The 26,691-nt window shown below is 68.9% G+C and carries 20 protein-coding genes; 10 read left to right on the top strand and 10 right to left on the bottom strand.

Features of this window, described 5'->3' with window-relative positions:
• The first annotated feature begins 242 nt into the window (after positions 1 to 242).
• A complete protein-coding gene (locus FHR37_RS26915) occupies positions 243 to 1,388 on the top strand; it encodes an N-acetylmuramoyl-L-alanine amidase (protein WP_092884095.1) in 1,146 nt (381 codons plus the stop codon).
• A 256-nt stretch (positions 1,389 to 1,644) separates the two neighbouring features.
• Here the strand turns inward: FHR37_RS26915 and FHR37_RS26910 are convergent, their stop codons facing one another.
• Both FHR37_RS26910 and FHR37_RS26905 read right to left on the bottom strand, forming a co-directional pair.
• Positions 1,645 to 2,268 carry a GNAT family N-acetyltransferase gene (locus FHR37_RS26910; protein ID WP_092884094.1) on the bottom strand — a complete coding sequence of 208 codons (624 nt, stop codon included), beginning with the start codon at positions 2,266 to 2,268 and terminating at the stop codon, positions 1,645 to 1,647.
• A 7-nt stretch (positions 2,269 to 2,275) separates the two neighbouring features.
• The gene (locus FHR37_RS26905) at positions 2,276 to 2,632 is read right to left on the bottom strand and encodes a hypothetical protein (RefSeq protein WP_139238997.1); all 357 of its coding nucleotides are present in this window, start codon (positions 2,630 to 2,632) and stop codon (positions 2,276 to 2,278) included.
• Positions 2,633 to 2,720: 88 nt separating this feature from the next.
• Between FHR37_RS26905 and FHR37_RS26900 the strand changes: the two genes are divergently transcribed.
• Together FHR37_RS26900 and FHR37_RS26895 are read left to right on the top strand one after the other, a co-directional pair.
• A complete protein-coding gene (locus FHR37_RS26900) occupies positions 2,721 to 4,076 on the top strand; it encodes an aminotransferase-like domain-containing protein (RefSeq protein WP_378079806.1) in 1,356 nt (451 codons plus the stop codon).
• Positions 4,077 to 4,132: 56 nt separating this feature from the next.
• Positions 4,133 to 5,101 (top strand): D-alanine--D-alanine ligase family protein, encoded by a 969-nt coding sequence (locus FHR37_RS26895; protein ID WP_092883960.1) that lies wholly within the window; start codon positions 4,133 to 4,135, stop codon positions 5,099 to 5,101.
• A gap of 367 nt (positions 5,102 to 5,468) precedes the next feature.
• On the opposite strand, the gene FHR37_RS26890 is transcribed toward FHR37_RS26895, so the two are convergent.
• The 8 genes from FHR37_RS26890 to rpmH all read right to left on the bottom strand — a co-directional run bounded on the left by FHR37_RS26890 (position 5,469) and on the right by rpmH (position 14,649).
• Positions 5,469 to 6,476 (bottom strand): ParB/RepB/Spo0J family partition protein, encoded by a 1,008-nt coding sequence (locus FHR37_RS26890; protein ID WP_092883959.1) that lies wholly within the window; start codon positions 6,474 to 6,476, stop codon positions 5,469 to 5,471.
• Entirely contained in the window at positions 6,473 to 8,152 is a 1,680-nt protein-coding gene (locus tag FHR37_RS33350) for a ParA family protein (protein ID WP_330831774.1), read from the bottom strand. Before FHR37_RS33350 ends, FHR37_RS26890 begins: the two co-directional genes overlap by 4 nt.
• Positions 8,153 to 11,397: 3,245 nt before the next feature.
• Positions 11,398 to 12,057 (bottom strand): 16S rRNA (guanine(527)-N(7))-methyltransferase RsmG, encoded by a 660-nt coding sequence (gene rsmG / locus FHR37_RS26880; protein WP_237768844.1) that lies wholly within the window; start codon positions 12,055 to 12,057, stop codon positions 11,398 to 11,400.
• A gap of 82 nt (positions 12,058 to 12,139) precedes the next feature.
• Positions 12,140 to 12,805: a Jag family protein gene (locus tag FHR37_RS26875; RefSeq protein ID WP_378079582.1), complete on the bottom strand. Its 666-nt coding sequence runs from the start codon at positions 12,803 to 12,805 to the stop codon at positions 12,140 to 12,142.
• Between the two features lie 67 nt (positions 12,806 to 12,872).
• Positions 12,873 to 13,853, bottom strand: a complete 981-nt coding sequence (gene yidC / locus FHR37_RS26870) for a membrane protein insertase YidC (RefSeq protein ID WP_092883954.1) — start codon at positions 13,851 to 13,853, stop codon at positions 12,873 to 12,875.
• Positions 13,854 to 13,865: 12 nt separating this feature from the next.
• Positions 13,866 to 14,117, bottom strand: coding sequence for a membrane protein insertion efficiency factor YidD (yidD, locus tag FHR37_RS26865; RefSeq protein WP_092883953.1), 252 nt, complete (start codon positions 14,115 to 14,117; stop codon positions 13,866 to 13,868).
• On the bottom strand, positions 14,114 to 14,482 hold the full coding sequence (rnpA, locus tag FHR37_RS26860; protein WP_092883952.1) for a ribonuclease P protein component: 369 nt from the start codon (positions 14,480 to 14,482) through the stop codon (positions 14,114 to 14,116). The genes yidD and rnpA overlap by 4 nt, the downstream gene beginning before the upstream one ends.
• A 32-nt stretch (positions 14,483 to 14,514) precedes the next feature.
• A complete protein-coding gene (gene rpmH / locus FHR37_RS26855; protein ID WP_092883951.1) occupies positions 14,515 to 14,649 on the bottom strand; it encodes a 50S ribosomal protein L34 in 135 nt (44 codons plus the stop codon).
• Between the two features lie 598 nt (positions 14,650 to 15,247).
• On the opposite strand from rpmH, the gene dnaA reads away from it, so the two are divergent.
• The 7 genes from dnaA (at position 15,248) to gyrA (ending at position 26,466) form a co-directional block, all read left to right on the top strand.
• A complete protein-coding gene (gene dnaA / locus FHR37_RS26850) occupies positions 15,248 to 16,798 on the top strand; it encodes a chromosomal replication initiator protein DnaA (RefSeq protein ID WP_378079805.1) in 1,551 nt (516 codons plus the stop codon).
• A gap of 514 nt (positions 16,799 to 17,312) precedes the next feature.
• The gene (dnaN, locus tag FHR37_RS26845; protein WP_092883949.1) at positions 17,313 to 18,461 is read left to right on the top strand and encodes a DNA polymerase III subunit beta; all 1,149 of its coding nucleotides are present in this window, start codon (positions 17,313 to 17,315) and stop codon (positions 18,459 to 18,461) included.
• Between the two features lie 132 nt (positions 18,462 to 18,593).
• Positions 18,594 to 19,502, top strand: a complete 909-nt coding sequence (gene gnd / locus FHR37_RS26840; RefSeq protein WP_092883948.1) for a phosphogluconate dehydrogenase (NAD(+)-dependent, decarboxylating) — start codon at positions 18,594 to 18,596, stop codon at positions 19,500 to 19,502.
• Positions 19,503 to 19,522: 20 nt separating this feature from the next.
• On the top strand, positions 19,523 to 20,644 hold the full coding sequence (gene recF, locus FHR37_RS26835; RefSeq protein WP_092883947.1) for a DNA replication/repair protein RecF: 1,122 nt from the start codon (positions 19,523 to 19,525) through the stop codon (positions 20,642 to 20,644).
• On the top strand, positions 20,625 to 21,377 hold the full coding sequence (locus tag FHR37_RS26830) for a DUF721 domain-containing protein (protein ID WP_092883946.1): 753 nt from the start codon (positions 20,625 to 20,627) through the stop codon (positions 21,375 to 21,377). The genes recF and FHR37_RS26830 overlap by 20 nt, the downstream gene beginning before the upstream one ends.
• Positions 21,378 to 21,812: 435 nt before the next feature.
• Positions 21,813 to 23,774 carry a DNA topoisomerase (ATP-hydrolyzing) subunit B gene (gyrB, locus tag FHR37_RS26825; RefSeq protein ID WP_237768843.1) on the top strand — a complete coding sequence of 654 codons (1,962 nt, stop codon included), beginning with the start codon at positions 21,813 to 21,815 and terminating at the stop codon, positions 23,772 to 23,774.
• Positions 23,775 to 23,871: 97 nt separating this feature from the next.
• Entirely contained in the window at positions 23,872 to 26,466 is a 2,595-nt protein-coding gene (gyrA, locus tag FHR37_RS26820) for a DNA gyrase subunit A (protein WP_092883945.1), read from the top strand.
• Positions 26,467 to 26,691 lie beyond the last annotated feature (225 nt).

Below are 26,691 nucleotides of genomic sequence, written 5' to 3'. Positions count from 1 at the left end.
CCCCATCCGTACGGCCCGGCGGTAGGGGCCCGGTGGTAGGGGTCCGGCCACCCACGATGGCCGACCCCGCCGACACCGCGCTGGTCCCGTCCTGCCCCGGCCGGAGTACATCCGCCACGCTCGGCTCGTTCGCCGGTGGCCGCACCGAGGGATGGGCCCTACCAGCGGGCATGGATAGCATGGCGACGCCGATCCGGGCCCAGGCCGGGGCCCGTGCGTACGCAGCGACTTCGGAGGCGCCCATGACCGAGCACCGATACGGGCTGGGTGACCGCGGTCCCGCGGTGGCCGAGATCCGTACGAAGCTGGTCCAGCTGGGCATACTGCCGGCAATCGCCGAGGCGGCAGGGCACGTCGACGCGCCGTTCGACGAGAGCGTCGACCAGGCCGTACGCCAGTTCCAGCAGCGGCGGGGCCTGACGGCCAACGGCGTGGTCGACGCCGAGACCTACCGCGTCCTCGACGAGGCACGGTGGCGGCTCGGTGACCGGCTGCTGTCGTACACCGCCGGCCACCTCCTCACCGGGGACGACGTCGCCACCCTGCAGCGCCGGCTGATGGAGCTGGGGTTCGAGGTCGACCGGGTCGACGGGATGTACGGCCCCAGCACCGAACACGCCGTACGAGAGTTCCAGCACAGCGTGGGCGCGCCGGCCGACGGGACCTGTGGCCCGGCGACGTTCAAGGCGCTCGCCCGGCTGTCGCCGATCGTCACCGGAGGACGGGCCGACGCGCTCCGCGAGTCCGAGCGCATCCACCGCTCCGGGCCCCGGCTGCCCGGCAAGGTGGTCGTCATCGACCCCGGACACGGGGGCGCCGACCGGGGTTGCTCGGCCAACGGGCTGTCCGAGGCCGAGATCGCCTTCGACCTCGCCTGCCGGATCGAGGGCCGGCTGGAGGCGACCGGCGTCCGCGTCTACCTCTCGCGCGGTCGCGACGCGAGCCCGGACGAGGCCACCCGGGCACGGTTCGCCAACGAGACCAGCGCCGACCTGGTGGTGTCGCTGCACGTCGACGAGCACCCCAACCCACACGCCAGCGGGGTCGCGACGTACTACTACGGCACCGCCGGCCACGAGGACGACATCCCGTCGACGCTGGGCGAACGCTTCGCCGGTCTGGTGCAGCGCGAGATTGTCGCAAGGACCGACCTGCGTGACTGTCACACCCACGCCAAGACCTGGGACCTCCTCCGCTACACGCGGATGCCGGCGGTCCGGATCGAACTCGGCTACGTCACCAACCCCAGCGACGCGGCCCGGATCTCCGATCCTGGCTTCCGTGACGTCGTCGCCGAGGCGATCGTGGTCGCGGTGCAGCGGGTCTACCTTCCGCCGGAGATGGACGCACCGACCGGAGTGCTCCAGCTCGGCGAGCTCATCCGCTGACCACAGCCAGGTGCTCGCCCGCGCGCCTGTTCCCGTCGTACTGCCTTCCCGCCGTACTGCCTGACCGTCGGGTGCATCGGGGTGTCGCCGCACGGGCCGTCAACGATCACTTGACGCCCTCGGTTTCGCTGTACTGGTTGCGGCTTCGATCTCCCCAGGGCCGGTTGTCAACTCCGCCCTGCGGATGACAAGGCCGGCTTGACAGCTGACGGCCGCGACGCGCTTCCTCCGTGCGCAGGGCGATCCGGAGCGGCGGTCAGGCGGGGTTCGGAACGCCCTCGGGACTCATCGAGTCGATCAGCTTCTCCAACGCCGCCTCGACATCCTCCTTCCAGGTAAGGACATTGCGAAGCTCGATCCGCAGCCGGGGATACCGATGGTGCGGACGTACGGTCTTGAATCCCACCGACAGCAGGAAGTCCGCGGGCAGCACGCACTCGGGTCGATGCCAGGTGGCGTCACCGAAGACCTCCACCGCGCGCACACCCCGTCGGAGCAGGTCCTTCACCACGCTCTGGATCATCACCCGGCCGAGGCCGGCTCCCGCGAAGTCGGGGAGCACCCGCGCCGTCATCAGCAGCACCGCGTCGGCGCTCACCGGCGAGGTGGGAAACGCGACCGAGTGGGGCACGTACGAAGGAGGGGCGTACATCGCGAACGCCGCCGGCACGTCATTGACGTAGCAGACCTTCCCGCACGACCCCCACTCCAGCAGAGCGGCGGAGATCCACGCCTCCTTCTCCAGCCCCGGGTCGCCCGCCTCCTCCGCACGCTGGCGCGCGACCGGATCGAGCTCCCAGAAGACGCACTGCCGGCACGGCCACGGCAGATCGTCGAGATTGTCGAGGGTGATGTTGACGATACGGCGTGTCGTACTCATGATGCTGCTACCCGCGCCCACCCCGACCGACATGCTCGGCCCGGTCGGTCCTGCCGCCGGTGGCGGCAGGGCCCTCGGGTTCGAACCGGTGCGCCTGGCCCGCGCCGTTGGCGTGGGCGGCCGGGCCGGCGACGGATGGCGAAGCAATGTCCGAAAAGTTCGAAACGTTGGAACTGTCCGAGGCGCCGACGGTCACAGGACGACTGGCCGTCTGGTCCTCTGAGGCCACCGGCGCGGCGTAGCCACCGGCGTACTCTGCCACGGAATCACCGACGCGATGGTGTCGTCGCCTCAGTAGCGCGCTCACAAAACCGGCGAGCGCTCCCGCACCGATGCCCATCAGCATCCAGGTGACGATCCGCATGACTACCCTTCTGGTGCTGACCCAGGTCCCCGCGAGGCCGCTCCATAGGGCATCGTAGTAGCGAGTGGGCAGCCCAGGGGGTATGTGGCTGCGCGCTTCCGCGAAGAGAGGAGCGTACGCCGCTATGGAGGGCAGTCCGGACCACCGGCCAGTACACCGTGAGACGAGGTTCGACGCCGACTTCACCCGGTACGCCGCCCGGGCCAAGGGCATGGTCGCCTCCGAGATCCGCGCGTTGTTCTCCGTCGCCAACCGGCCGGAGGTCGTCTCCCTTGCCGGCGGCTCCCCCAACATCTCCGGGCTTCCCCTCGACGTAGTCGGCTCCCTGCTCAACGAGCTCGTGGTCGACCACGGTGCGACCGCGATGCAGTACTCCCCCGCCCAGGGGGACCCGCGGCTGCGCGAGCAGATCACCGAGGTGATGGCGGAAGTCGGCATCGACGCCAACCCGGACGACGTGGTGGTCACTGTCGGTAGTCAGCAGGCGCTCGACCTGGTGACCAGGATCTTCTGCGACCCCGGCGACACCGTGGTGTGCGAGGCCCCGAGCTACGTCGGCGCGCTCGGCGTCTTCGCCGCCTACCAGTGCGACGTGGTGCACGTCGCGATGGACGACCAGGGGCTGGTGCCCGAGCACCTCGACAACGCGCTCACCTCCCTGGCCGCACAGGGCCGGCGAGTGAAGCTGCTCTACACCATCCCGAGCTACCACAATCCGATGGGCGTCTCGCTCAGCCTGGACCGCCGGCAACGGGTGCTGGAGATCTGTCATCGGCACGACGTCCTGGTGGTCGAGGACGACCCGTACGGCCTGCTCGGCTTCGAAGGTGAGCCCTATCGCGCGCTCCGCGCCGACGACCCGGCCCGGGTGGTCTACCTCGGGTCGTTCTCCAAGACGTTCGCGCCCGGGTTCCGGGTGGGCTGGGCGCTGGCCCCGCACGCGATCCGGGACAAGCTGGTGCTGGCCCAGGAGTCCGCGACGCTGTGCCCGCCGACGTTCAGCCAGTACGCCGTCGCGACCTACCTCGCCAACCACGACTGGAAGGGCCAGATCAAGTCCTTCCGGGAGATGTACCGCGAGCGCCGGGACGCGATGCTGGAGTCGCTGGCCGACCTGATGCCGGCGACCACCACCTGGACCACACCTCGAGGTGGCTTCTTCGTGTGGGTCACTCTCCCCGAGGGCATCGACGCGAAGGCGATGTCGCCGCGTGCGGTGACATCACGGGTGGCGTACGTGCCTGGTACGGCCTTCTACGCCGACGGGTTCGGCTCCCAGAACATGCGGCTCTCGTACTGTCTGCCCCCACCGGACCGGATTCGGGAAGGTGTCCGCCGATTGGCGGCGGTGGTGGAGCGGGAACTAGAGCTTCGGGAGACCTTCGGGCCCGTACGCGGTGGTCGCGACCGAGGTATCGAGTCCCCTGGCCCGGAAGTGCGCTGACAAGTGCGCCTCAGCGAGACGAGCAAGCGAGCCGGTTGGTGACGAAGGGACGGCAGATGAGCGATCTTGGCCGCGTGGTGGTTCTCGCGGGCGGACTCTCCCACGAACGCGAGGTCTCCCTTCGGTCGGGACGCCGGGTGAGTGAGGCGCTTCGGGACGTCGGTGTGGAGGTCGAGGAACGTGACGCGGACGCCGGCCTGATCCCGTCCCTGCAGGCAGATCCGCCCGCGGCGGTGTTCCCGCTGCTGCACGGCGTCGCGGGTGAGGACGGGGCGCTGCGGGAGGTGCTGGACCTGCTCCAGGTGCCGTACGCGGGCTCCACGCCGGCCGCGTGCCGGTCCGCGTTCGACAAGCCGGTGGCCAAGACCGTGGTGTCGGCGGCCGGTGTCCGGACGCCGGAGTCGGTCGTACTCCCGCACGAGACGTTCCGCGAACTGGGTGCGCAGACGGTTCTCGACCGGATCGTCGACCGGTTGGGGCTGCCGCTGGTGGTGAAGCCGACCCGTGGTGGCTCGGCCCTCGGCTGCAGCGTCGTCCACGAGGTGTCCGACCTGCCCGCGGCGATGGTCAGCTGTTTCGCGTACGGCGACGTCAGTCTGCTCGAACGCCATGTCCGTGGCACCGAGGTGAGCATCACGGTGGTCGACGTGGGCGACGGCCCCCAGGCGCTGCCTGCGGTGGAGATCGTGCCCGACAGCGGTGTCTACGACTACGCGGCGCGCTACAACGCCGGCGCGACGGAGTTCATCGCACCTGCCCGGCTCGGCGACGACTCCGCGGCAGCGTGCGCGGAGATGGCGCTGGCCGCACACAACGCGCTGGGGCTGCGTGACCTGTCCCGCAGCGACCTGATCGTCGACGCCGACGGACTGCCGTGGTTCCTGGAGGTCAACGTCGCACCCGGTATGACCGAAACCTCGCTGGTGCCTCTGGCGTTCGAGTCGGCTGGTCTGGACCTGGGTGTCGTCTGTCGCGAACTGCTCGACGCCGCCGTACGGCGCGCCGCACCAACGCCGAACGCCTAGCTCTTCGTTCGGCGTGCTTGGCTGACCCCGTGTCCACCCGCGGGTCCAGGGTGTCCCGCGGGCTGGCCCGGACCACGTGCTTGTCCCTGCCGTGTGGCCCGCCTGCGTGGTCGTTCTGGGCGACGAGCCGAATGTCCTGGCTCGCGGCATGAATTGTGTCCAACGCATGCATACGGCGCCGGGTGACCTGGGGATGTACCTGTGAGTTACGGCACTCGCGGTGGATCTCCACCCGGCCGACGCTTCGTACAACTCCTGCCGACAACGCTCCGACCTGCAGGTTTACCGCGCCCAACACCCGGATTGGCAGGTGACGCTGTGTGGAAAGCGATGTGGAAAAACCTGGGGATCATCGTGCTCCCAGGTGTCAGACCTGTTCGTGACTCTCGAGGATCTCCGCCGCCGGCGGGTCCATCAGCCCGATGATGCGCTCCAGGTCGTCGAGTGAGGCGAACTCGACCGTGATCCGCCCCTTCGAACGCCCAAGGGCCACCTTCACCCGGGTCTCGAAACGCTCACCAAGCCGGCCTTCGAGGTCGGCGAGCCGAGGTGCGACCGGCTTGGAGGAGCGCCGGGGCTTCACCTTCTCGCCCTCACCGAGCCCGACGGCGATGATCTCCTCGAGAGCCCGGACGGACAGCCCTTCCGCGATGACGCGGTGCGCGAGCCGATCCTGGGTCTCCTCGTCGTCCACAGCGAGCAGAGCTCTCGCGTGGCCGGCGGTCAGCACGCCGGCCGCGAGCCGGCGCTGCACGGTCGGCGGGAGCTTCAGCAGCCGCAGCGTGTTGCTGATCTGCGGACGAGAACGTCCGATCCGCTGCGCCAGATCGTCGTGGGTGCAACCGAAGTCGTCGAGTAGTTGCTCATAGGCGGCTGCCTCCTCGAGCGGGTTGAGCTGGGCCCGATGCAAATTCTCCAGCAAGGCGTCGCGCAGCATCGCATCGTCGCCGGTGTCCCGAACGATCGCAGGAATCTTCTCCAGGCCGGCTTCCTGGGTGGCCCGCCAGCGGCGTTCACCCATCACCAGTTCGTAGGAGTCGGCGTTCAGACGACGTACGACGATCGGCTGGAGCAGGCCGATCTCCTTGATCGAGTGGACGAGTTCGGCCATGGCCTCCTCGTCGAAGACCTGACGGGGCTGCCGGGCGTTCGGCCTGATCGCGTCGACCGGCACCTCGGCGAAGTGCGCACCAGCAACAGCGGGGGGAGCGACCTCTGCCGCCGCTGCGGCGCCCTGGTTTCCGAGGAGCTCGGTGGTCGGCGTCGCGGCCGTGCCGTCGTGGTCGGTCTGCGGGGCCGCCTGGCCGGCCCCCTGCGGCGGAGCCGGCGGAATGAGCGCGCCGAGCCCACGACCCAAACCACGTCGAACCGTCATCGAACGTCCCCTCGCTTGGTAGCTTCTGCGGTGGTCGAGCCTAGTACGTCTGGCTTGTCACTATCGCCCGGTTCACTGTCCTGCGGCGGTCGACTCGGTGCCGGGGCCGCCGGATCGCGGTACGCAACTTCCCGAGCAGCCTCGAGATAGGACAACGCGCCGGACGAATTCGGATCCCATGTCATCGCCGTCTGCCCGAAGCTGGGCGCCTCCGAGATCCGCACCGAGCGCGGCACCGACGTACGCAACACCGCGGGGCCGAGGTTCTCCCGCGCATTCTCGGCGACCTGCGCAGACAGCCGGGTACGTGCGTCGTACATCGTCAGGAGCACCGTCGACACCGTGAGGTCCGGGTTGAGCTCACGCACCAGGTCGACGATCTTGAAGAGTGTCTCGACGCCTTCCAGTGCGTAGTACTCGCACTGAATCGGCACCAGCACCTCCTGGCCGGCCACCAATGCGTTCATGGTGAGCAGTCCAAGTGACGGCGGACAGTCGATCAGCACGTAGTCGAACCTGTCGCCCGCCGCGTCCTGCTCCCGTAGATAGGTGTCGAGCGCACGCTTGAGCCGACTTTCGCGCGCCACCACGCTGGCGAGTTCGAGTTCCGCGCCGGACAGGTCGATCGTCGCGGGGACTGCCCACAACGTCGGGAAGCGCGGGACGCCGTGAACGAACTTCTCCATCGGCTGACGGTCGACCACCACGTCATAGATTCCTGGCGCGCCCTCACCGTGCTCGATTCCCAGCGCAGTCGACGCATTTCCCTGGGGGTCGAGGTCGATCACCAAGACCCGCGCGCCCGATCCCGCCAATGCCGCGGCCATGTTCACAGCCGTGGTCGTCTTACCGACGCCACCCTTCTGGTTCGCCACGACGAAGATCCGGGTCTTCACCGGCTTCGGCAGGGTCGGGCGAAACACCATGGGCAGATTCACGTTCGGAGGAAGTGAAGCCGCTGGAGGAAGCTCAGTCGTTTCACGTGAAACGAGGATGTCCTCGTCGTCAGGCTGCGGCATTGATGCTGGGTCGCCAGCATCGGAAAGAGAAGAGCCTGAGCCATCCTCGGGTGCCGCGACCACGTGGCTTGGCCGTACGTCCCCCGACTGCTCACCAACAGCGTCCCCGACGGGAGGGGCGCCCTTGCCGGAGCCGACAGTTGAAACGTCGTGGGGATCCTGGGCACGCGCCTCTTCGGTCGTCGTGGCTTCCTCACGGTGACCCGGCCGGTCGCTTGACGCCGTGACGATGGGCTCCTGCGAACTCATCACCGGCACGCCCGGCACCTCGGAGGTGGGCCCCTGGGAACCCATCGGCGGCTCGCCCGGCACTCCAGTCGTGGGCTCCCGCGTACCGGTCACCGGCACGTTCGAACCCCCGGCGGATGCCTCGGAACCAGTTGAGTCGCTGGTGGAAGCGTCGCGGCTCGTGGCCGACAATCCGAACTCACCCTCATGCCGTGCGGCGGCCTCAGATCCCGACGGAAGCTTCTCCTCCTGGCTGCGTACGTCCTCGTCGTCGGCCGTCGAACCCGGCATCGCCGGGACGTGCGTCGAGGGCGGGTAGGTGCTCTCGGCGCCATCCATCGCGGGCTCATCGACCGACGGAGCCTCTTCGACTCTTTCCGGCGCTGAGTCGAACTCCTCCACAGGTGCCTTGACCTGGTTTGTTCGCATGTCGGCTTCGACTGCATCCGACTCGACCCCGGACCTCGCTGGTGACGTCGACGCGGCACGTTCGTCCGCTACGACCTCCCGGTCCAATGTCCGAGCGTCAGTCGCCGAGGCTGCCGAGGCGGGCGGGCCGTCTTCCCCAAGGCCGTTGGACGCACCGGGATGATCGGTTTCACGTGAAACCGACGTGCCAGCATCGGCTCCAGGGCGTAGCGCTGATTGGGGGCCTGCCAACGAGGGCGCCTGCTCTTCACTGGTCCCACGAGGATCCTCTTCCGCACCCGCAACCGATGTACCGCAGGCTGAAGAGGTTCGCTGCGCCACAGCCGAGGGCGCAGCCTGATCGACCGCGCTGCTCTCAACCTCGTGGTTCGACCAATCATGGTCCATCGCACTGTCCGTCGACTCCGAGGCGGTGCTGTCTCGCTCGAACGGCTGGCGGCCGTCATCAGCCTTCTCGCTCGGCTCAGAGGGTGGTTCTGCGTTGTAGGAATGAGTGGCAGGAGCACCGCCCGTTGCGTCGGACCGTGATCCCACTGATCCGACAACTTCCTGGGCATCGCCCTCAGTATCGGAGAGTTCATTACGTTGCCCGGTCCACGACGGCCGGCCTTCGGTGTCAGAGGCGGCGTCCGTCGACACAGGGTCGGCGTCTTGCCGACCTTCGACTGGCTCGGATGCCAACGTCTGGTCGCCCTGCCCAGGGACCTGCTCAGCGTCAACCTCTTCGGCTGGCGTCCGCTCGGACCTCGATCCGTCCTGGATCGGCGCAGACGCGTCGCTGATGTCTACCTGGTCTGGGTCGGAAACACCCTCGCCACTCGCAACCTGCAGCGGGCCCAGGGGTCGCGCAGAGCTCCCGACCAACCGGTCGCGGCCGGCACCCGGCGCGATGGCGACAGAGGCGGATCGACCTTCGTCCGAGTCGCTCCCGACCCGATGGTCACCCGTGGCGCCAGCCGACCGATCATCCGCGCCCAGCGCTGTCGGGGCCGCCTCGGTACCGAGTTCGTGGGACGTAAATGTTTCACGTGGAACGCCAAGGTCTGCATCGTCCCGCGTGTCCGAACCTGTCAACTCAGCGCCGGCTTCCCGCCCATTGGTCGCCACCTCGCCGACAGAGGGGGGTGGCCTGTGCGCGGCCGTGGCGGTCTCAGGGGTTTCGGTGTCTGCCGGTACTCCCGACCCTGCTGGCGCCAGGTCAGTGTCGGACACCTGCCCACCCCGGTCGTCGGAGGTCTCCGCACTTTCAGCCTGAGGCCCGTCGTAGTGCTGCGCAGCTCTGCGGGATGCGTCTTCGTCTCCCGCCTTCACACCTTCGGGGCCCTCACCCTCGTCCGGTGACACCACTGACGGTCCGGAGTCGGCGCCGGTCGCGGTCGATCCCTCGGTCGACCCCACCATCTCGCCGAATGGCCCGGTCACGGTGGGCGGTCCAGACGGCGCCGGGCCGTCACCCGACGGACCCGCGCTGGCGAACGGCGTTTCCCGAACTCCTTCGTGCGCCGTTACGTCGGCTGGAGCGGACTCGGTGGTGTCCGTCTCGGTCTCCGTTGGGAAGACAGCAGATTCTGAGCCACCCGACCCCACAGGATCGTCCGACGCCATCTGGTCGCCACCGATGGCAGCTTCACCCTGGGCGTCATCAGTCGCGGCAGCCTCGGTGGAGCGAGGCAGATCCTCGTCGTTTGCCGGACGGTCCACATGGCGCGCGGTCAGCGCCGGAGTGGTCGGAGCCGACTCGTCCCGCGCCGGCGACCCCAGATGTTTGGGGACCAGCACGTCCAGACCGTACGCCTGCCGCTCGCGCGGCAGGCTGCTCTCGCCAGGCTCGATCGTGGGCCTCCACGTACTGAAGATCTGACTCACGCGCCCGCGGGCACGATCGACCGCGCTGCGAACCCAGGTGTCACTCGCGGCCCGGTCATGGTCGTACTCCGGCGAGGTCGCAGAACGGTGCTCACTCCTGGAGGCCGAGCTCGGTTCCTCTGTACCTGCCACCGGCTCGCCGCCTCCGCCTACCGCCTCATGGGAATCCGTACGCCCAGCCTCCGCTTCGTCCGTCGACGACCCAACGCCGTCCGACGGAACCTCCCGAACACCGGGTGGCAGCCAGAGGGAGGTCACGGACCGATCGTCGTCACCGTCACCGGCGGGGCCGTCGGTCTCTCGTGCCCCGTGGGTGCCGACCAGGAGCGGACCACCGAGGTTGGTGTCCTCACGTCGAATCGCGAAACTGGAGGTGTCGTGCGACGCAAGGGCTTCAGAGTCGGTGTCGACGTCCGCCGACCTGTCGGCGAAAGCGCTCCCTGGCCTGTCAGCCGCGTCTGGCCGGACGTCCGCACGGTGCACGTCCCCGTCCGACGCCGTCCCGGGCCGGAACTCAGCTGCAGAGTCAACGTCATCGGGTCTGTCGGACCGGTCGGTCGATGCACTCCACGGTGACTCGCTCGGGCCGGCTGGTTTCACGTGAAACGCAGCTTCATCACCCTCGGTTTCACGAAGCTCATGGACCTGCTCGTCCACGGTGAGCGGCACCACAGTTCCCTCGACCTCAGGATGCTGGTCGGCCAGTCCGGCGACGGTGCCTGCCTGGGCCATAGGCCGGTGCGCGGCCAGGTCGTCGGCCTCACTGTCGCCCTTCACGCGCTCTCCGGACGAGACCGAGTCCTCGACCGCGGGCCCGTCATCCGTGCTGCCCAGCTGTACCGGACGCTGCTCGGTGGACAGGTGATCATCGCCGCGTTCGGGAAAGGCCGCCCCCGTAGGAGCCTCGAGCGGGGTGCTCGGCCGGCTCGCCTCCGGCGACCCGTAAGCCGACGAAGTCGTCCCACGGTCGTTGCGCTCACCCGCGCCCGGTAGGGAAGCGACCTCAGCCGGCTCGGATCGAGGTGACTCATCTTCCGAGGGCGTCGACGACAACGAGTTCGTGTCTGACAAGTCGATGTCGCCAGACGGCCGTGGGTTTCCAGTGGCAGCCTGCCCGGTCTCCTGCGTCCCGGTCGGCGAAGGTTCCGCTGAGGAACCGGCTGCGGCCGTCCCCTCCGTCACATCCGACCGAACCGACGCCGTCGGACTCGGGGACTCGCGTTCTCCGGTCTGGCCTTGCCTGGCCGACGGCATGGTCCCCGGCCAGCCGAGGCCGGACCGATGACGTGTAGGGCCAACCCGCTGGAACTCTGGTTCATCCGTACGCGACGGTTCCCCGGGCCAGCCGAGTCCGGTTGTCACCTGCACGTCGGTCACCGTCACACTCCCCTTGCCGAACCGGACCCGTCCCGGCGATTCCGCCTCTGCTTCGCCGAGCTTGCACCACCTCGCGCTGTCCCTGCGACCACGCGCACCACAGTGGTCGGCACCGACAGAAGATCTGCACCCAGGCGCTCGATGGAGTACTCCGCGGCACCCGCCGCGTCGAGTTCAGGGCGCGCCTCTTCCAGTTCGGTGCCCGCGCGATCTCCCTTCATGGCCAAGACTGACCCACCGGGCCGACACAGACCAAGCGCGACACGGGCCAGACGGGAAAGTGGCGCGACCGCTCTGGCCGTGACCACGTCGTAGCTGCCACGGTGATCCTCCGCTCGCTCGCGAACCACTGTGACGCCGGCCAGATCGAGCTCCTCCGCGACCTCTGACAGGAACGCCGCTCGCCGCAACAACGGCTCCAGCAACGTGATGCGGAGATCGGGTCTGGTGATGGCGAGCACGATGCCGGGCAGCCCTGCTCCGGAGCCGATGTCGCACACGGTGGCGTTCATCGGGACCATCCCCGCGAGCACACCGCAGTTCAGGAGATGCCGATCCCACAGCCGGGGAACCTCGCGCGGACCGAGGAGACCTCTCTCGGTTCCCGGGCCGGCCAGCAGTTCGGCATACCGACGAACAACAGGCAGGCGCTCACCGAACACCTGCTCAGCAGAAGGTGGACTGTCGGGGGCTACCGCGGTGGGCGTCGTTTCACGTGAAACGTCGGAGGCGGACGCCTTGGACTCAGGCTTGCTGGACGACGACTCGCCGGTCCGGTTCTTCGCCCTCCGACTCACTCGTCAGCCCCTTCGCAGCAACAGCGTCGTGGACGATCTTCCGTTCGAACGGCGTCATCGGCGCCATCCGGACCGGTTCACCACTCGTACGGACTTCTTCGACGACCTTCTCCGCCAGCGCGACCAGGTCAGTGCGGCGCTGAGCGCGGTAACCGCCGACGTCGAGCATCAACCTGCTGCGTTCCCCGGTCTCCCGGTAGACCGCCAGACGGGTCAGCTCCTGCAGCGCCTCGAGGACCTCGCCATCCTGGCCGACCAGGAGCTTCAGGTCGCCGCCGACGATCGCGACCATCGCTCGGTCACCCTCGACGTCGAGGTCGATGTCACCATCGATATCGGCGATGTCGAGCAACTCCTCGAGATAGTCGGCAGCGACGTCGCCCTCGGCCTCCAGCCGGGCGACCCGATCCCCGGCCGCCTCGCCGGATTCCTCTCCGTCGTCGGGCAGGCCGGCCTCCTCGGACGTTTCAGTCTCAGCTACCTGGTCAGCAGACTCGGGAGACTCCGCCGCGCCGGTCGCAGTGTCCTGACCGGACCGCTCGTCCTGTTCACTCGACCCACCGGACTTCTCCGCATCGCCACCTTCGACGAACGACGTAGCGCCTTCAGTCACGACTTCTCCTTCGTTCCCGCGCCGTCGGTGGCGCTTCACACTTCAGGGACGGCCATGCCGTCCGTCGTCAACGACCCTTCCGCTTGCTACGCGGCAGGCGCTGCGGTTGTACCCGCTTGACCGTCTCCGCGGCCTCCGCCTGCTGACCACCGGCGGCAGGGGCAGAGCCGTTCGGCGTCTCCTTGGCCGTCTCCTTGGCGCCACCCGGCAGGATCGCACCAAGACCGGAGCGAAGTCCCGTCTTCTTGGTCTTACGCGCCTGGTAGGCGTCGAAGGCAGGCGTACCCGGCGCCGGATTACGGCGAATCACCCAGAACTGCTGTCCCATCGTCCAGAGGTTCGTGGTGAACCAGTAGATGAGGACACCGACCGGGAAGTTGACGCCGCCGACCGCGAACACGAGCGGCAGAACGTAGAGCAGAAGCTTCTGTTGCTGGGCGAACTGGCCGGTCAGCGCCTCGGGCGGCATGTTCTTGCGCATCAGTTGGCGCTGGGTGGTGAACGTCGTGGCCGTCATCAGAAGGATGAGCACGATCGTCACGATCCGCACGGACAGGCTGGTCGAGCCGATGAACTTGTCCGAGATGTGCGCGCCGAAGATCGAGGCGTGGCGCAGGGAGTCGACCAACGTCTGGTTCAGACCCGAACCACGGACCATGCCGTTCGCCGCACCGTCGAGCACCCGGAACAACGCGATGAAGATCGGTGACTGCAACAGGATCGGCAGGCAGGAGGAGAACGGGTTGGTGCCGCTCTCCTTGTAGAGCTTCATGAGCTCCTGGCCCATCCGCTCCCGGTCGTGCCCGTACTTCTTCTGCAGCTCGCGCACCTTCGGCTGCAGCAGCGCCATGTTGCGGCTGGCCCGAATCTGCCGGACGAACAGCGGGATGAGCAGGATCCGGATGAAGACCACGAGGCCAACGATCGACAGAACCCACGTCCACCCCGAGTCCGGACCGAGGATCGGGGAGAAGACGGTGTAGAACGCTCGAATGATCCACGACACGACGTCGTAGAGCGGCGTAAGGATCGTGTCGTACCAACTCACGCTTCATGCACCTCAGGTGTGGGTGTGCGCGCCCACACCGGCGCGCGGTCGGGGTGGCGGGACCGGGTCGTACCCACCGGGGGTCCAGGGGTGGCACCGCGCCAGCCGGCGTATGGCAAGCCAGCTACCGCGCAGTGCCCCGTGTGTCTCCACTGCTTCCAGGGCATAGGCCGAACACGAAGGGTGATAGCGGCACACCTGGCCGTACAAGGGGCTCACCACCAGGCGATAACCCTTGAGAAGCAGGACAAGAACGACCTTCACCGCACACCCTCCGCCTCGGCCCGTCGCGCCCGTGTCAGGACGACATCGAGCGCCGCGTCGAGGTCACGTCCGAGCCGCTGGCCGGACGCCTCCGCTGCCGACGGTAACGCGCGGACGACGAGGAGGGTTCCTGGGGACAGTCCGGAGACCTGGTCTCGCAGCAGGTGCCGGAGACGTCGCCGCACGGTGTTGCGGACGACCGCGTTGCCCACGGCGCGGCTCACCACGAACCCGACCCTCGCGGGGGCAGAGTCCGTGGTGAGTGCGAGATGGACGACAAGCGTCGACCGGCCCGACCGTTGTCCGCGTCGGATGGCCGTCGCGAAGTCGGCCGGACGACGCATGCGGTGGCGGGCCGGGACCACGACATCGAGTGGGACCTGGGCGACCTCGGCCGTCAGACGGCGAGGCGCTGGCGGCCCTTGCGCCGCCGGGCAGAGAGGATGGCGCGGCCGGCTCGGGTCCGCATCCGCAGCCGGAAGCCGTGCGTCTTGTGCCGGCGCCGGTTGTTGGGCTGGAAGGTGCGCTTCACAGGGAGTCTCCTGGTCAGTGACGATGATCGCGGGCACCGTCAACTCGACGTCACCGTCCACCCGCGGCCCAGCACACGCACCGAGTGCGGTGTGGGGTCTGATCCGTGAGCATACGGCGAGCGCCGAAGAAGACAGCACCGTGACCGACTTACGGTACGGGTCAGCCGCTCGGCCGGTCAAACTGGGCTCTGCCCAACCGGGTCCAACCGGGTCCGCGCGGGCCCTGCTCGGTCGTGGCGACCGTCTCATGTTCGCCGGAACGCCCCGCGACCGGGGCACCCGGCGACTCCGTGTCACCGGCCGGGAACTACGGAGCACTCCCGTGCGCCGGTTTCGCCGGGAATGACCCGTAGCTTGTTGGCCGGATTGTGCGCTTGTTACCGTCCTTCACCCTTAGGGTCGTCCACAGTCGCTTTACACAGCCTGTGGAAGGATCTGTGGACGCCTGCGAGCGCCTGGGATTGTGGTCGACCGAAGTCCGTCCACAGCCGCCTCGAGAGTGGTAATCCACAGGACGTGGGCGCAAGACCGAAGGTATGTCGAGACGGGAGTGACCTAGTGGCCGGCGAACCTGACCCACTCAGCGCCACCTGGCGACTGGTCCGCGAAGGCCTCGACCAGGACCTGCCGGCCACGCACCGGGTGTGGCTCGCCCAGAGTCGCCCGGTCACCCTGCACGGCAACACCGCGATCATCGCCGTCCGCGACGACTTCACCCGCACCCAGCTCGAGACCAAGCTCCGTCCGCGACTCGAGGACGCTCTGTCCACGGCGCTCGGCCAGTCGGTCCGGCTGGCCGTCACCGTCGAGCCCTCGCTCTCCCTCGACGATCACGACGACCTCCACGACCCTGACGGCGCGGGGAACGCGGCCGCGGCCGACCGCGACGAGTACGACCAGGGGCACGAGCGGGGCGGGGCGTCCGCCGGACCGCTCGCCCAGGGATCGCCCGGGATGTCCGGTTCGCCCGGCTCCCAGGGCTCGGGCGCGCCCGGCCAGGCCGGCGTACCCGACCTGCCTCGGTCCGGGCTGAACGGCGGCGTGAGCGGGACCGATGCCTTCACGCTGTCGTCCGCGCCCCCCGGTCAACCCGTACGCGCCGACAGTGAGCCGCCGCGGCTGAACCCGAAGTACCTCTTCGACACGTTCGTCATCGGCTCGTCCAACAGGTTCGCCCACGCGGCGGCGGTGGCGGTGTCGGAGGCGCCGGGGAAGGCGTACAACCCGCTGTTGATCTACGGCGACTCCGGGCTCGGCAAGACCCACCTGCTGCACGCGATCGGTCACTACGTCCGGAACCTCTTCGCGAACGCACGGATCCGCTACGTGTCCAGCGAGGAGTTCACCAACGACTTCATCAACTCGATCCGGGACGACAAGGCACCGACGTTCCAGCGCCGCTACCGCGACGTCGACGTGCTCCTGGTCGACGACATCCAGTTTCTGGAGAACAAGGAGCGCACCCAGGAGGAGTTCTTCCACACCTTCAACGCGCTCCACAACGCGAACAAGCAGATCGTGATCTCCTCCGACCGGCCGCCGAAGCGCCTGGAGACGCTGGAGGACCGGCTGCGCAACCGGTTCGAGTGGGGGCTGATCACCGACATCCAGCCGCCCGACCTGGAGACCCGGATCGCGATCCTGCGCAAGAAGGCGGCTCAGGAACGCCTCACCGCTCCGCCGGAGGTGCTGGAGTTCATCGCCAGCAAGATCCAGACCAACATCCGTGAACTTGAGGGTGCGCTGATCCGGGTGACGGCGTTCGCCAGCCTCAACCGGCAGGCCGTCGACCTCGCCCTGGCCGAGATCGTGCTGAAGGACCTCATCCCGACAGGTGGAGAGCCGGAGATCACCGCCGGCCAGATCATGGCGCAGACGTCGTCGTACTTCGGCCTGTCGATGGACGACCTGTGCGGGTCCAGCCGCAGCCGCGTCCTGGTGACGGCCCGGCAGATCGCGATGTACCTCTGCCGCGAGCTCACCGACCTGTCGCTGCCGAAGATCGGCCAGCAGTTCGGCGGACGGGACCACACCACGGTGATGCACGCGGACCGGAAGATCCGTCAGTTGATGGCGGAGCGCCGCAGCGTCTACAACCAGGTGACCGAGCTCACGAACCGCATCAAGCAACAGGCGCGGTCGTCCTGAACGTCGATACCGCGCCGGCCGCCGCACGCCGTTCGCGCAGTGCTCACACCCTGGGGACAACTCTGTGGATCAATCCCGACCTGGTCGGGGAAGAACTGTGGATCGGGTGGGACAGAACTCCGCGGTCCACCGGGCTCCCCCAGGTGCCCCCAACCGCGCCCACAGCCCCGGTGGACGCCCGCAAGCCCGCTGAGCAGCGCAAAGACGAGTTATCCCCAGTGTCCACCGCACCTACGACGAAGCTGAGCCTATTTACGTCTATGACAAGAACTCCACAATCCCCAACGGCCCCCTCCTGGGGACGACGTCACCAGGACCCCGATTTCCGGACCCCCACCACCGACCGGACAGGCACCTCGCCTCCTGACGCGGTACGACACCCCGCAGCCGATCCCGCTTCGGCGCGAGGGCCCGCGGCGCATCGGTCAGGTCGCCCCGCCACCACCGCCGACATGGTCGTCGGTGTAGCGTCGTGCTCCCAGTTGGCCGCTGTCCGTCGAGGAGGCGAGGAGCGGTGAAGTTCCGCGTAGACCGTGACGTCCTCGCCGATTCGGTGGCATGGGTGGCACGCAGCCTTCCGTCCAGGCCCTCGCTGCCCGTGCTCGCCGGCATGTTGGTCGAGGCCCGCGACGGCGAGTTGCTGCTGTCCGGCTTCGACTACGAGACATCCGCACGCGTCGGCGTACCGGCCGAGGTTTCCGCAGAGGGTTCGGCGCTGGTGTCCGGGCGACTGCTCGCGGACATCAGCCGGAGCCTGCCCGCGCAGCCGGTCGACCTCACCGCAGAGGGCGGCAAGGTCGTGGTGACCTGCCGCAGCGCGCGGTTCACCGTGCAGACCCTGCCGGTCGAGGACTACCCCGAGCTGCCGCAGATGCCGGCCGCCTCCGGCACGGTGAAGGGCGACGTGTTCGCCAACGCCGTCTCGCAGGTGGCCGTGGCCGCCGGCCGCGACGACATGCTGCCGGTCCTCACCGGTGTCCGGATCGAGATCGAGGGATCGTCGGTGACGCTCGCCGCGACCGACCGCTACCGCCTCGCGGTACGCGAGTTCACCTGGTCGCCGGAGCAGTCCGACCTGTCGGCCACCGCCCTGGTGCCGGCGAGAGTGCTCGCCGACACGGCCAAGGCGTTCGGCGCCGGATCGGACGTGACGATCGCGCTCGCCGCTCCCGGCACCGGCAGCGGCGAGGGGCTCGTGGGCTTCACCGGCACCACCGGTGGCTCCCAGCGCCGCACCACCACCCGGTTGCTGGACGGTGAGTTCCCGAAGTACCGCACGCTCTTCCCGCCCGAGCAGCAGACCGTCGCCCGGGTCGAGACCGGGGCGCTGGTCGAGTCGCTGAAGCGCGTCGCCCTGGTGGCCGAACGCAACACCCCGATCCGGCTGACGTTCGACGACGGGGTCGCCACGCTGGAGGCGGGCAGCAGCGACGAGGCGCAGGCGTCGGAGTCGATCGACGCGACCATCGAGGGTGAGGGGCTGACCATCGGGTTCAACCCGCAGTACCTCCTCGACGGCCTGGGCGCGATCGAGGCGCCGATCGCGCAGTTCGCGTTCACCCAGTCGACCCGTCCGGCCGTCCTCACCGGCCTGGCCGCCGCCGACGCCGAGCCGAACAGCGACTACCGCTACCTGCTGATGCCGGTACGACTGCAGAGCTGAGCCGACCGAGATCCGCACCAGCCGCACCAGCCATATCGGCCGACCAGCGGGCCGGCGCGGGAATGCCCCGACGCTGTTGGGGCAGCACACGGGAGGAACGGCGTACCGGCACACGAGAAGGGACTGGTTCTGATGGAGATCGGGCTCGTCGGCCTGGGCAAGATGGGCGCCAACATGCGGGAGCGCCTGCGTGCCGCCGACCACACGGTCGTGGGATACGACCGCAATCCCGAGGTCTCCGACGTGGACAGTCTCGAGGCGATGGTCGCCCAGATGTCGCGGCCGCGCGTGGTGTGGGTGATGGTGCCGGCGGGCGACGTGACCCGCTCGGTGATCGCCGAACTCGCCGCGCTCCTGGACGAGGGTGACGTCGTCGTCGACGGCGGCAACTCCCGCTGGACCGACGACGTGATCAGCGCCCAGAAGCTCGCCGAGCGCGGCATCGGGTTCGTCGACTGCGGGGTCTCCGGCGGTGTGTGGGGCCGCACCAACGGCTACGCGCTGATGTGCGGCGGCACGACGGAGGACGTGGCGAAGGTTCAGCCGGCCTTCGACGCGCTCAAGCCGGAGGGCGAGTTCGGCTTCGTCCACGCCGGTAAGGTCGGTGCCGGGCACTTCGCCAAGATGGTGCACAACGGCATCGAGTACGGCGTGATGCAGGCATACGCCGAGGGGTACGAGCTCCTCGAGGCCACCGACATCGTCGACAACGTCACCGACGTCTTCCGCTCCTGGCGCGAGGGCACCGTGATCCGGTCCTGGCTGCTCGACCTGCTGGTCTCGGCGCTGGAGGAGGACCAGGGCCTGGAGAAGATCCGGGGATACGCCGACGACTCCGGCGAGGGCCGGTGGACGGTCGAGGCCGCCATCGACAACGCCGTACCCATGCCGGCCATCGCCGCAGCGCTCTTCGCCCGCTTCGCCTCCCGCCAGGACGACTCCCCGGCGATGAAGGCGATCGCCGCGATGCGCAACCAGTTCGGCGGCCACGCGGTGCACCCGGACGCGCATTCGGTGCGTCCGGACACCGAGGCTCCCTGAGTCGATCCCGACACCCTGCCGTGTACGTCGCGCACCTCTCCCTCACCGACTTCCGCAACTACGCCACGGTCGAACTCGACCTCCAACCCGGAGTCACGGTGTTTCTGGGCCAGAACGGCCAGGGCAAGACCAATCTCGTGGAGGCGGTCGGCTACCTCGCGACTCTCGGATCGCACCGGGTGCCGCACGACGCGCCGTTGGTGCGCGCCGACGCCACCCGGGCGATCGTCCGCGGGGACGTCGTCCGCGACGCCCGGCACGCACTGATCGAGCTGGAGGTCACGCCCGGGCGCGCCAACCGGGCCCGGCTCAACCGGTCGCCGGTCTCCCGTCCGGGGGACGTTCTCGGCGTTCTCCGTACGGTCCTGTTCGCACCCGAGGACCTCGCTCTGGTGAAGGGTGACCCGGACACCAGGCGGCGGTTCCTGGACGAGCTGATGGTGGCTCGCGCGCCACGTCTTTCCGGCGTACGACAGGACTACGACCGGGTGCTGCGTCAGCGGAACACCCTGCTGAAGACGGCCGCGCAGGCGTCCTCCGGGGCACTGCGCACGCTGGACGCGTGGGACTCACACCTGGCCCGGCTCAGTGGGGAGCTGCTCGCGGCCCGGCTGGCCACGCTCGAGTTGCTGCGCCCGCTGGTGGCGAAGGCGTACGCCCACGTCTCGCCCACGCAGGAGGAGGTCCGGCTCGACTACCGCAGCTCCGCCGACCTCGGTGACCAGGTCACCGCCGCCGCGCTGGCCGACGACGTCACCGCCGCGCTGGCCGAACGCCGGGACGAGGAGGTACGCCGCGGCGTCTCCCTGGTCGGTCCGCACCGCGACGACGTGGTCCTCAGCCTCGGCGAGTTCCCGGCGAAGGGGTACGCCAGCCACGGCGAGTCGTGGTCGGTGGCGCTGGCGCTGCGGCTGGCGGCGTACGACCTGCTGTGCAGTGACGGCGGTGAGCCGGTGCTGATCCTGGACGACGTGTTCGCCGAACTCGACGCCGGACGCAGGCGCCGGCTGGCAGGTCTGGTGGCGGGCGCGGAACAGGTGCTGGTCACCGCCGCCGTGGCCGAGGACGTCCCGGAGCAGCTGGCCGGGGCGCGCTACGTCGTCGCGGACGGGAGGGTCGAACATGCCGACCGAGCCGCCTGACCTGCCAGAACGCGCCGCTCCGGCCGACCTGACCGGGCCTCTCGACGCTGCGGACTCTCTCGACTCCGTCGACTCCGCGGGTCCCGTCGACCCCGGTGACCCCGGTGACGGTGCCGACGGGGTCGACGGTGAAGCCCCGGATCCGGCCGGCCGGCGTACTGACGCTCAGGAGGGGCCCCGCTCACCCGACGACGGCGACGCGACCTGGAATCCCTCCGGCCTCGAACTGGCCCGGGCGGTCGCGGCCGCCCTGGCGCGCCCCGTGATCGGCGGCGGCCGCCGGGGCGGGCGGTCCGGCTCGGGTCGCGCCGGCGACCGGCGTTCCCGCGCTGGAAACACGACCCGGACCACCAGGTCCGGCGCCGGCCCCGACGACCGCGACCCGCAGGCGCTCGACTCCACCATCGGGAGGCTGGTCAACGAACGCGGCTGGACCACCGACGTGGCCGTCGCCGGGGCACTCGCCCGCTGGGACCACATCGTGGGGCCGGACGTCGCCGCCCACTGCCGGGCGGAGCGGTACGTCGACGCGGAGCTGACCGTCCGGGCCGACTCGACCGCCTGGGCGACCCAGGTGCGGTTGCTCGCTCCGAGCCTGGTGCGGCGGCTGAACGAGGAACTCGGTGACGGGACCGTCCGGCGGGTGGTCGTCCTCGGCCCGTCGGCGCCCAGCTGGCAGCGGGGTCTGCGCAGCGTCCGCGACGGACGGGGACCCCGGGACACCTACGGCTGAGACGCTGGGACATCGGGACGTTCGGCCCAAGGCCGGCGAAGGCCCGATTCGCTCGCGGTGTCCCGGTCGCCCGCATCCTCCCGATCGTTCCACCAACTCATGGATTGACCGTTTTCGTCCGCCGGACCACCGCCCCAAGGTGTCCACCTTGTGATCGTCCACAGAAGCCACTCAGACCGATCGGCGGAAGTGGAGGTACGGAGGGGGATACCTCGGTCCCGGCTGTGCTGGCCAGTAGGGCTTCCAGGGCCTGCCAGACATGCTTCTGTGGCTTCGGACGAGTACACTGGGCGGCAGTTCAGGCCGCTCCGACCGTCTGGGGCGCCGCGTCCTCGCCGGACGCCGGACGTGCTCACACCGGAGCGGCCTCTTCGTGTCCTGTTGGCAGGAGGTCAACCACACGTGACGACTGGTGATGTGCCTACGACCGGTGATGTGCCGACCGACGGGGAGCTGCCGCAGTACGACGCCAGCGCGATCCGGGTGCTCGAGGGCCTGGACGCGGTGCGTAAGCGGCCCGGCATGTACATCGGCTCCACCGGCGAACGGGGTCTGCACCAACTCGTCTGGGAGGCCGTCGACAACGCGGTCGACGAGGCGATGGCCGGGCACGCGGACCGGGTCGAGGTCACCATCCTGCCCGACGGCGGCCTCCGGGTGGTCGACAACGGCCGCGGTATCCCCACCGGGATCGTGGAGTCGGAGGGCCGTTCGGCGGTCGAGGTCGTGATGACCGTCCTGCACGCGGGCGGAAAGTTCGGCGGCGGCGGCTACAAGGTCTCCGGCGGTCTGCACGGCGTGGGTATCTCCGTGGTCAACGCGCTGTCGACCCGGCTGGACGTCGAGGTCAGGAACGCCGGTCACCGCTGGACGCAGACATTCCACCTCGGTGAGCCCGACCACCCGTTGGCCCAGCACGAGGAGACCGACGAGACCGGCACCGCGATCACGTTCTGGCCCACGCCCGACATCTTCGAGACGACGACGTTCGTCTACGAGACGATCGCCACCCGGCTGCGGGAGATGGCCTTCCTCAACAAGGGCCTGTCCATCGCGCTGCGGGACGAGCGGACCGAGCTGAGTGAGACGGGCGAGGCACGGGAGGCCGTCTACTGCTACGAGAACGGCATCGTCGACTACGTCGAGCACCTCAACGCCACCAAGGACGCGGTGCACCGCAGCGTCATCGCGTTCGAGGCCGAGGACACCAAGGCCGGCATGAGCCTGGACGTCGCGATGCAGTGGAACTCCTCCTTCACCGAGTCGGTGCACACGTTCGCCAACGCGATCAACACCCACGAGGGCGGCACCCACGAGGAGGGCTTCCGGTCCGCGCTGACCAGCCTGGTGAACAAGTTCGGCGAGGACTGGAACCTCATCAAGAAGCGTGAGGACCGGCTGTCCGGTGACGACGTACGCGAGGGCCTGACCGCGATCATCTCGGTAAAGATGGAGCAGCCGCAGTTCGAGGGGCAGACGAAGACCAAGCTCGGCAACACCGAGGCCAAGACGTTCGTCCAGACGCTGATGTACGACCAGCTGAGCCAGTGGTTCGAGAAGAACCCCGGCGAGGGCAAGGACATCGTGCGCAAGGGCATCGCCGCCGCGACCGCCCGGGTGGCCGCCCGCAAGGCGCGTGACCTGGCCCGCAACCGCAAGGGCCTGCTGGGTGGGGGCGGACTGCCGGGCAAGCTCGCCGACTGCCAGTCGACCAACCCCGACGAGTGCGAGATCTTCATCGTGGAGGGTGACTCCGCGGGTGGCTCGGCCAAGGGTGGCCGTGACCCGCGGATCCAGGCGATCCTGCCGATCCGGGGCAAGATCCTCAACGTCGAGCGGGCCAGGATCGACCGGGTGCTGGCGAACGCCGAGGTGCAGGCGATCATCGCCGCGCTGGGCACCGGGATCCACGAGGACTTCGACCTGGCCAAGCTGCGCTATCACAAGATCGTGCTGATGGCCGACGCCGACGTGGACGGCCAGCACATCACCACCCTGCTGCTGACGTTGTTGTTCCGGTACATGAGGCACGTCATCGAGGCCGGCCACGTTTACATCGCACAGCCGCCGCTGTTCAAGATCCGCTGGTCCGGCGCCCAGCACGAGCTCGCCTACTCCGACCGCGAACGCGACGGTCTGCTGGCCGCGGGCCGGGAGGCCGGGCGCAAGCTGCCGAAGGAGAACCCGATCCAGCGTTACAAGGGTCTGGGCGAGATGAACGCCGACGAGTTGTGGGAGACCACGATGGACCCCGACGGCCGGATCCTCGGTCAGGTCACCCTCGACGACGCCGCGCAGGCGGACGAGATCTTCTCCGTACTCATGGGTGAGGACGTCGAGCAGCGGCGTTCGTTCATCCAGCGCAATGCCAAGGACGTCCGGTTCCTCGACATCTGATGAACCTCGTCGCGACGCCCAGCCACCCGTCCACCGGTTCGACCGGACACCTCGCGTCGTCCCCCGCTGACGACCGTAGTGCGAAGGAACAGGTCCAGTGACCGAAGACACCACCGCCGCTCCGCCCCCACCCCCCTCCAGGGTCAACCCCGTCGATCTCCAGGCGGAGATGCAGCGCAACTACCTCGAGTACGCCATGAGCGTGATCGTGGGCCGGGCGCTGCCGGATGTCCGCGACGGGCTGAAGCCCGTGCACGTCCGCGTGCTGTACGCCATGTACGACGGCGGGTACCGCCCCGACCGGGGCTTCTCCAAGTGCTCGCGCGTCGTCGGTGACGTGATGGGTCAGTACCACCCCCACGGCGACTCCGCGATCTACGACACCCTGGTCGGTCTGGCGCAGCCGTGGACCAAGCGGCACCCGCTGGTGCAGGGGCAGGGCAACTTCGGCTCGCCCGGCAACGACCCGCCGGCCGCGATGCGGTACACCGAGTGCCGGATGGCCCCGCTGGCCATGGAGATGGTGCGTGACATCGACGAGGACACCGTCGAGTTCCGCCCCAACTACGACGGCCGCGGGCAGGAGCCGGTCGTACTCCCCAGCCGCTTCCCCAACCTGCTGATCAACGGCTCGGCCGGGATCGCGGTCGGGATGGCGACCAACATCCCGCCGCACAACATGCGTGAGGTCTCCTCGGCGGCGCTGTGGGCGCTGGAGCACCCGGAGGCCACCAGGGAGGAGATCCTCGCGGCCGCGATGGAGCGCATTCCCGGCCCGGACTTCCCGACCGGCGCGCTCATCGTCGGCAACCGCGGGATCGAGGACGCCTACCGCACCGGCCGCGGCTCGATCACGATGCGCGCGGTGGTCGACGTGGAGGAGGACAGCAAGGGCCGCACCTGTCTGGTGATCACCGAGCTGCCCTACCAGGTCAACCCGGACAACCTCGCTCTGCGGATCGCCGAGCTCGCCGACTCCGGCAAGGTCACCGGCATCGCCGACGTACGCGACGACTCCTCCTCCCGCACCGGCCAGCGGCTGGTCGTGGTCCTCAAGCGGGACGCGATCGCGAAGGTCGTCCTCAACAACCTCTACAAGCACACCCAGCTGCAGGACAACTTCGGCGCCAACATGCTGGCGCTCGTCGACGGGATCCCGCGCACGCTCTCCCTCGACCTGTTCCTCTCCCACTGGATCGACCACCAGATCGACGTCATCCAGCGGCGCACCCGCTTCCGGCTGCGCAAGGCCGAGGAGGATGCGCACGTCTACCGCGGCCTGGCCAAGGCGCTGGACGCCCTGGACGAGGTCATCGCGCTGATCCGGCGCAGCCCGTCGGCCGACGACGCCCGCACCGGGCTGATCGAGCTGCTGGAGATCGACGAGATCCAGGCGCGGGCCATCCTCGACATGCAGCTGCGCCGGCTGGCCGCGCTCGAACGCCAGGCCATCCTGGAGCGGCTGGCCGAACTCGAGGCCCGGATCGCCGACTACAAGGACATCCTCGCCTCGCCGGAGCGGCAGCGGCGGATCGTCGCCGAGGAGCTGACCTCCATCGTCGACCGCTACGGCGACGACCGGCGTACGCAGATCATCCCCGCCGACGGCGACCTCACCGCGGCCGACCTCATCCCGGACGAGGAGGTCGTGGTCACGATCACGATGGGTGGCTACGCCAAGCGCACCCGTAGCGATCTCTATCGCAGCCAGAAGCGCGGCGGGAAGGGCGTGCGAGGTGCGTCGCTGCGGGGCGACGACGTGATCAACCACCTGTTCGTGACCCGCACCCATCACTGGCTGTTGTTCTTCACCAACCGTGGCCGGGTCTACCGCGCCCGGGCGTACGAGCTGCCCGAGTCGGCACGCGACGCAAAGGGCGGGCACGTCGCCGGCCTGCTGTCGTTCCAGCCGGACGAGGAGATCGCCGAGGTGCTGGCGATCGCCGACTACGAGCAGTTCCCGTACCTCGTCCTGGCGACCAAGAAGGGCCTGGTCAAGAAGACCCCGCTGCGAGAGTACGACTCCAACCGCGCGGCCGGGGTGATCGCCCTGAACTTCCGGGACGAGGACGACGAGCTGATCGGCGCGGAGCTGGTCCATGCAGAAGACGAGCTCCTCCTGGTCTCCCGCAAGGCGCAGGCGGTACGTTTCGTGGCCGATGACGGACAGTTGCGGCCGATGGGCCGGGCTACGTCCGGCGTGACCGGGATGCGGTTCCGCGACGGTGACGAACTGTTGTCGATGGCGGTGATCCGAGCCGGGGAGGAAGAGGGCCAGTACGTCTTCACGGTGACCGACGGTGGCTACGCCAAGCGGACCGCCGTGACCGAGTACCGCCGGCAGGGCCGCGGCGGACTGGGAATCAAGGCGATGCGGATTTCCGACGCCCGAGGATCCCTCGTCGGGGCAATCGTGGTAAGCAACGGGGACCGGGTTCTGTCCGTCAAAGCCAGCGGACAGGTGACCAGAAGCCCGGTGACAGATGTGGCGGCGAAGGGGCGTGACACCATGGGCGTCATCTTCGCCGGCGTTCGCGAGGGAGACTCGGTCGTTGCCATTGCCCGGAACACCGAGGACGATGCTGGGGACGACGGGAAACCGGAGACGGCCGACGACCTGCCCGCTGATGATGGACCTACCGACGGTCCGGCCGGGCAGGACCAGGCTGACAGCCAGGAGGACAGCACGTGACACGGAACGGCGGGCCTGACGATTCCGCTACCCAAGTCATCCCCTCGACCGGGGGCGGAGCTGGCCAGAGCAACCGTTCTGGGCATAAGGCCCAGAACGGCCCGGATGGCACCCCGCGTACGGCGCCGCCGCGCCCCGACCTGAGGCGGCCCGCACCCAACCGGCCGACCGACCCGGCGGCGATCCGGGAGCGCAACGGGCTCCGTCAGCGGATCCTGGCCGCGC

The organism is Actinopolymorpha cephalotaxi, from assembly GCF_013408535.1.
Lineage (GTDB): Bacteria > Actinomycetota > Actinomycetes > Propionibacteriales > Actinopolymorphaceae > Actinopolymorpha > Actinopolymorpha cephalotaxi.
This window is presented reverse-complemented; position numbering and strand designations above follow the sequence as displayed.